Origin of the sequence: Undibacterium sp. Di26W (genome assembly GCF_049340265.1) — a bacterium.
In the GTDB taxonomy this organism is placed as follows: domain Bacteria; phylum Pseudomonadota; class Gammaproteobacteria; order Burkholderiales; family Burkholderiaceae_D; genus Undibacterium.
In genome coordinates this window covers 1-7267 of the sequence record NZ_JBMPOR010000050.1, presented here as the reverse complement: position 1 = coordinate 7267, position 7267 = coordinate 1, and the positions used below count along the sequence as shown (strand labels likewise).

The window sequence follows — 7267 nt, the reverse complement described above, 5'->3', positions numbered from 1 at the left end:
TCAGGTTACCCAATGCATCGTAAGTCATGCTGGTGACGATGGCAGCACTGACGGTGGTGCCTGGCTGCAGGTTGCCACTGGTATCCACAGTGACACTGGCCAGGCTGACGACTGGTGATGTTTCACTCAGCAAGTGTCCAGCAGCATCGTAATCATAGGTCCAGGTAGCGTTGAGCTGATTGGTGTAGCTGATACGCTTACCCAGTCCGTCATAGCTGAAGCGTTCTGTATTACCCAATGCATCAGTATGGGCAATCAAACGCCCATCGGCATCATACTGGTAAGTCTGGAGCTGGTCAGCGGCATCCGATGCCGGTATGGCATTGCTGGCATTCAGAGGGGCAGACCCATTGAAGGTCGCTGCCGGCAAGGCTTTGGCATAGCTGGTGGCATTGACCAGACGACCCAGCGCATCATAGCTATACGCTTTGACATACCCCAGGCTGTCGATGCTGTAACGCACACGGCCATTGGCATCAAAGACTTGTTGCAAGCGCTGGTCATTTGCGGCATCGGGATGCAGCAAGGCACGCACGCTGTCCGTGCTAGCCACGGCTGGCAAGCCACTGAGAGCTATGCTGTTGACATAGTTGATACTGGCAATTGCATTGCCATTGGCATCATAGCGATTTTCTGAAACAGCGCCCTGGCTGTCGATGGTAAACACGAGTCTGCCAGCAGCGTCATGGGTATACCGCACATTGCGGTCTTGCTTGCCGTTGGGCTGCAACTGGCTGACGATATCGCTGCTACTGAGTTGCGTTGTGGCAGTCGGTGCTGCAATCGTAGTGGCATAGGCAATCCGCTGTGCCAGCTGACCATTCGCATCATAGATAAGGTGGCTGACACTGCCATCGGCATTGACCTGGTAGCTCAGGCGATTGGCATCGTCATACGTCATCAGGGTGACACGGTCCGCTGCACTGGCCTGCACACTGCTGGCTGCGGCACCATTGGCGATGGTAGTGGCATAACTGATCTGTTTGACCAGGTTGCCGTTCTTGTCAAACACTTGCTGGGTCACGGCACCACTGCCATTCGCGCTCCAGCTCAGGCGATTGGCGGCATCATAAGTACGGTGTACATGCGCATCATGGGCTGCATCGCTCAGGGCGGCCGTGGCGCTTGCCAGTGCCGTGACAGTCAGCGGGGTGCTGGCGGGCAATGCTCTGGCATAGGTGATGGCATCGACCACGTTGCCATTGGCATCATAGGTATTTTTAGTGACAGTGCCGGTGCTGCTGACGACGTAAATTGGGCGGTTCAGTGCATCGTAGACGGTGCGTACACGCTGGTCATGGGCCGCATCGGCCACCACCAGCGGGGCGGTACCCGGGGTCCAGCTCGACAGGCGTATCGGTTTGGCATAGCTGACGCGCTCGGTCACATTGCCATTGGCATCATAGGTGAAACTGGTGACACTGCCGGTGGCATCAATGGTGAAACGGACATGGCCATCTTTGTCATACACGCGGTTCTGGCGCACATCCTGGGCCGGGTCAGCCTGCAGCCTGGTAGCCACATCAGCCTGGCTGGGAGCAGTGCTGAGGCCTGTCAGTGCAATCGGATTGGCATAGCTGATGCTGGTGGGTACCCGGCCTTCATGGTCATAGATAGCCTTTTGTACGGCGCCCGTGGGGTTGATGGTATACACCAGGCGGTCATTGGCATCCCACACATAGCGGGTCAGATTGCCATCGGCATCGGTGACACTGGTGACATTGCCTTTGGCATCATACTGGTAATGACGGCTGAGGTTCAGTCCATCCGGGTCGGTATGGTCGGCAATCCGGTGGCCCTGGGCATCGTAATCATACTGGACCACATTCCCTGCCGGGCTGGTCACGCGCAGCACATGGCCTTGCGCATCATAGCTGTAGCGGGTGATGGCGTTGAGACCGGTCGGGTCGACCACCTGGCTGCTGACCTGGCCTTTGAGGTCGTAGTTGCTTACTGTGACGATGCCATTGGCATCGGTCATGCTGATTTGCTGGCCTTTGGCGTCGTACTGGTAGCTGGTGGTGAGTGCCAGGCCTGCTGCGTCGACGGTGCGCGACAGCAAACGGTTGGCGGCATCATAGTGGTAATCGACTTTGTTGCCATTGGCATCGGTGGTCTGGATCAGGCGGTTGGCGTGGTCATAGACCGTGCTGGCGCTAGTGAGTTCGCTGGCGGCATTCAGCAAATTACCATTGGCATCATAGTGATAGCTGGTGACATGGCCATTGCCATCGGTGACGCTATTGGTCTGGCCCTGGCGGTTATGGATAGTGCTGACGCTCACGCCTTCAGCCGTGGTGACGGTGATGCCGCGGTTGGCGGTGTTGTAGCTGTAGGTCACCGTATTGCCATTGCCGTCGGTCTGGGTCAGGACACGGCCTATCGCATCATAGCTGACGCTGCGTTGCGTCTGACTGGAGTCGGCAGAGGCAGGATCAATGCTGACGATGGCACGGCCCAAACGGTCATAGCTGACCTGGCGTACATTGCCATTCGCATCGACACTACGGATGGCACGGCCAAAGGCATCATAATCCACCTGGTTGGTGGCAGCAACGCCGGTGGTGTCGGTGACTGAACCGGTTTGCAAGCCACGGTGGTCAAACATGGCCAGTTGGGTCAGGGCGGTATTGCCGGCGCCGGTGGTGCCGGTGGTGGTACTGATACGTTCACCAAAGGCATCATAGCTAAAGCTGGTGACGGCACCAAGCGGGTCAGTGATGCTGGCCACCTGGCCAGCGCTGTTATAACTGATGGTGCTGCTGCTATCGAGGGCGCTGTTGGCGATGCCTGCCAGTGCTGTTTGCAGATGGCTGTCGACCAGGCCACCATGCAGGCTAGTCAACTCCGTCAGGCGGGTGCCGTACTGGACGGTGCTGACCAGTTGGTTGAGATTATTGTAGTGACGTTCCTGCACTTCACCCAGGGCATTGATGCTGTGGGTGAGGTTGCCGCTCTGGTCATAGTAGAACAGGGTGGTGTTGCCATTCGGGTCGGTCATGCTGACGCGGCGACCGGCGGTGTCATAGGCATAGCTGGTGCCATACTGGGCCCATATGGCATCGATTTCTTGCGGGCTTTGTTGGCCAGTGAGCTGGGCACTGCCCAGACCGGACAGGGTGGCGCTGACGCGACCCAGTTGGTCGTAGCGCTGGTTGCTGATGCGGATGTCGCCGCTACCGGCGGCATCAATGACTTTAATCAGATTACCTGCAACATCGTACTGGTATTGCCTTTGGGTGCCTTCGGCATTGGTGCTGCTGATGACGCGGTTGAGGGCATCATAGGTCTGGCTGCTGACCTGGTCTTCGGCATTGCTGGCGGGACGCAGGCTGGCCAGGGTGGAACTGGCAGTGACGGGGCCGCTTACCTTGTTGTTATAGCGGGTGCTGCTGGTGGCATTGCCATTGGCGTCGTAATGCAATTCGGTTAAATAAGCTTCGGCATCGACATTGGCAACAAGCTGGCCTTTGGTATTGTACAGGGCGTAGTTGTGCTGGTCGGCGGCATTGGCGGCGGGGATCAGGGACGCGAAGTTGCTGCTGGTGGTAACGGCAGTAGTAATTTTAGTGGCGTAACGAATGACTTCGACACGGTGTCCGGCATTGTCGTAGCGGTATTGGCTGAGGTAGCCTTCGGCATCGACAGTACCGATGAGCTGGTGATTGGCGTCATAGAAGCCCACACTGGTTCTGTCATTGGCATGGCTGGCGACCACCACATCTTGCGGGCCGGCATGAAGACTGAGGCTGGCAGGGGCAAGGGTATTGGCTCTTTGTACGGTGGACAGCAGGTTGCCTGCGCCATCATAACTGTATTCAGTGACGAGACCGGCGGCACTGACGGTTTTACTCAAATGACCAGCGGTATCATAGAAGCTGCGGCTGATGAGGTCATTGGCTGAACTGGTCAGCATCGGTAGCAGGTCGTAGGTGGTGCGGGCTGGAGTTGGGGGGATGACGACAGGCGGTTCGGCTGGTGGCGTAGCTGGTGTATTGCTGGAAGCCGGGACATCGCCCAGCAAAGTCCAGGGCGCACCGCTATCATCCATTGGCGCAGAATTATTGTTATACCAGCGTGCTTGCCAGAGTTTGCCGTTGTAGGCCACGATCTCTGGTGCCACATCGACGGTCTGGCCATTGACGACTTCGGTTTCACCGCCTTTATAGGTAATACCGGCCTGCCAGACGCTATAGCCATCCTTATTGGGTAAGGCACGCCAGACTTGTACTTCCACCGGATCGGCAGAGGTCATGCTGCTGCCCATGGTGTCCCAACGGGACTTGTATTGCTGGCCCTGGTATTCGATGATAGAACCGGTTGGATAATAGGCGCTAGCATCCCATTGTGGCACTTGCGGTCCGCTTGGTGCGGTGGCACCGATCAAGCCCATATCTTTCCATGGCGAACCACTGCCAGCACTTGGAGGAATGCCCACATGGAACCACTGTGCTTGCCACAGATGACCGTTATAGGCCACAACTTCAGCAGCAACATTGACCGTCTGGCCGCTGACGACTTCAGTTTCACCAGCCCAATACGTGATGGTAGGCTGCCAGTTGCTATAGCCATCCTGGTTCGGCAAAGCACGCCACACCTCGACCTCAAGCGGATCGGACGAAGTCATGGTGCTACCCATGGTATCCCAACGCGCTTTGTATTGTTGCCCCTGATATTCGATGACTGAACCACTAGGGTAATACGCTGTAGCGTCCCATTGTGGTACTTGCGGTGTGGTCGGTGCAGCCCCCCCAATCACCCCCAGATCAGTCCACGGCGACCCACTGGCACTGCTTGGTATAGAGCCGACATTGAACCAGTTAGCTTGCCACAAATGCCCTTCATACCCAACGATCTCACCACCTGTGTAGCTGGTCTGGTTATTACTGACAACAGGCGTGCCACCGTGGTAAGTCAGATTGGCTTGCCACAGGCTATACCCTTCCGTACCGGCAACCGGTTCCCACACCGCTGCTGCATCCAGGTCCGTCCCGGTCATGGTATTACCCATGGTGTCCCAGCGGGTTTTGTAGAGCTGCCCCTGGTAATTGACGTAGGTACCACCCACATAAAAAGCCTCTGCCGACCAGACTGCCGCCTGGACATTGATCGGTGTCGGCACTGGTGTGGTGGGTGTGGTTGTTACTGGTGGCGTTGTTGGTGTCGTCGTTGGTGTCGTGGTCGGCGCAGGCGAGGTGCTCAGCGGATCGGTATTGCTGATGAGTTTGGCAATCTGGCTCGCATCCAGTGTCACACTGTGTTGTATGGTCTGCGTGCGTTGTCCCAGGGCATTGTAGACATACTGGGTGACTTTGCCATTGCCATCGACTTGTCCTTGCAGGTTACCGGCAGCATCGTAGATGTACAGTTGTTTGACACCAGTGGCATCGGTGCTGACACTCAGGCGACCGAGGTCGTCATAACGGTAGGTGCTTTGTGCCTGACCACCTGCCATGGTGGAGATTAGTTGCCCTGCTGCGTCATAGACGGCGGTGTCGATGCGGCCATTGGCCTGGGTCTGGGTGATGGTGTGGTTGGCATCATCATAGTGGTTGATGGTGCTATGCCCCAATGCATCGGTGGTCGACAACTGGCGGTTCAGGCCATCATAGGTAAAACTGGTCTGGTTGTGATCGGCATCGACGGTGAATAAGAGATTGCCGGCAGCATCATAGCTATACAGGGTGGTGGATTCTTGTCCATCAGCGATACCGTTACCAGTTGCATCAACCGCATTGAAGCGGGTGGCGCTGGTCAATTGGCCACGGCTGTTGTAATGGTAGTCGGTACGGCTGGTCTGGGCCTGGCTTTGGGCCGCAGCCCAGGTTGCCAGCTGGGTCTGGCTCAGGCTTTGGTGGGCGCTTAAACCAGTGAGATTGTAGCTGGCTGCCGAATAGCTGATGCTGGCAATGCGCTGGCCCAGGGTGTTATAGCGGAATTCGGTGACATTGCCACCGGCGCTGATGACGAAGCGGAGGTTGAGCTGGCTGTCATAGACGCTGCGGGTGGTTTCTGGCAGACCAGCGGCCTGGCCATTGGCAGCCGGGCTGCGGTAGGTGGTGGAGGTCAATACCTGGTGCTGGTCGCCATAGGTGCGTTCCATGCGTTCGCCCAGGCTGTCGGTCTGGCTCAGCAGGTTGCCTTGCGCATCATAGGTGTAGGTGCTGCTGTTACCCAGGGCATCGGTGCTCTGGATGAGGTTGCCGGCCACATCGTATTGGTAGTGGATTTGCTGTATTTGCTGTATTGCGCCATCCACTGCCGGACCGGTGATGCCGGTCAGGCGGTTGTGGTCGTCGTAGGTATAGGTGTTGCTATTACCCAGCGGGTCGGTGACGGTGCTGGTTTTATTGGCCAGGTCATAGCTGAAGCGGGTGACACGACCCAGGGCATCGGTAACGCTGGCAATGCGGTCGCTACCACCCAGGTTGATATAGGTGAAGCTGAGCTGGGTGCCATCGGTCTGGCTGACACTGGTGATGAGGTTGCTGTTACCGGCATAGCTGTAGTTGGTGACATACACATTGCCATCAGCGGTGCTGTCGTCGTCGGGACTGAGGTCGAGTTTGACCTGGGTCAGGCGGTTGTGGGTATCGTAGCTATAGCTGGTGTTGCTTTGGATGCTGCCATCGGCGAGGATGATTTTTTCTTGGGCGAGGTTGGCGCCGACATAGCTGAATTCAACCCGGTCGCCATTGGCGCTGGTGATGCTGCTCAGGTAGTCACCGGTATAGGTATAGCTGTTGGTGTTGCCACTGGTATCTGTGGCGCTGCTCAGGCGCCAGGTGTCGCCATGGGCGGCATAGCTTTCTTTGCTCTGGGTGGCGGGATCGGTCCAGGTCCAGCTAGTATGGCTGCTGTCATAGGCGAGGCTATCAAAGCGGCCTGATCCGGCACGGGCCAGGTAGGTGTTGCTGGCGACATCGAAGTCATAGGTCTGGACGGCGTTGTCGGTGCCGATGCGCTGGATGGAGCTGCCAGCCTGGTTGAGGTTGCCGGTCAGGTTGACGAGGCGGCGGTAGCCATTGATCCACCAGTTGTCGGTGTTGTCGTCGTTGAACACGCCCTGGCTGTTGTAGGTGCGTAGCAGGGAAACATTGTTGCCACGGGTAACCAGCAGGCTGTCGCGGTCTTGCAGGACCAGGTTGCCATTGGCAATATTGACGCTGCTTTGCTCGCCGGTCTTGCCCTGGCTGGCGGAACCGAGGTTACCGCGCTGGCCCAAATTGCTGGAGGACGTTAAGTTCAGGCCTGTGCTGTTTCCGCT

General features: G+C 57.4%; 1 pseudogene. It reads right to left on the bottom strand.

The features are described 5' to 3' along the window. Positions 1–7267, bottom strand: a pseudogene (locus ACO0LM_RS28515) (hypothetical protein); the annotation flags it as partial.